This is a genomic window from Oleiphilus sp. HI0079, assembly GCF_001635105.1.
Genome location: NZ_LWFT01000319.1, coordinates 1 through 481 on the forward strand (window position 1 = coordinate 1; position 481 = coordinate 481).

The 481-nt window shown below is 44.7% G+C and carries 1 protein-coding gene; it reads left to right on the forward strand.

Going from position 1 to position 481, the window contains the following annotated elements; translation table 11 throughout:
* A partial coding sequence (locus tag A3750_RS04405) for a response regulator (protein ID WP_231871710.1) occupies positions 1 to 463 on the forward strand: 463 nt, incomplete at its 5' end.
* Positions 464 to 481 lie beyond the last annotated feature (18 nt).

Below are 481 nucleotides of genomic sequence, written 5' to 3' on the forward strand. Positions count from 1 at the left end.
CCAAATAGGATGTAAGATTCGGGGTATATACATGAGCACGAAGGATGTGCAGTTTTTGTTCATTGATGATGATGTGGATGAGCACTACTTATTTAAAGGAGATCTAAATCGTTATGCGCCAGATGCCGATCTTCAATGTTTTGATTCATGGGTAACCTTCGAGACATATTTGGCAGAGTCAAACTACAAACTCCACAAGCGCACGGTCGTGCTGCTGGATTTGAACATGCCAGAGATCAGCGGTTATGAAGTAATAGAGCGTATTCGGTCTGATAGACGCTTAGATGCGCTTCCGATTATTGTTTACAGCACCTCTGGAGCCGACGCAGATATTCAGAAGAGTTATCAATTGGGGGCCAATAGCTTTGTTACCAAACCACATGATCGAGATCAGGCCGAGTTTGTCACTCGAGTGCTTGCAGAGTACTGGTCCAACTGCGCAAAACTGCCAAGCCTGAGTTGATCCGGTTTTTAGGTATGT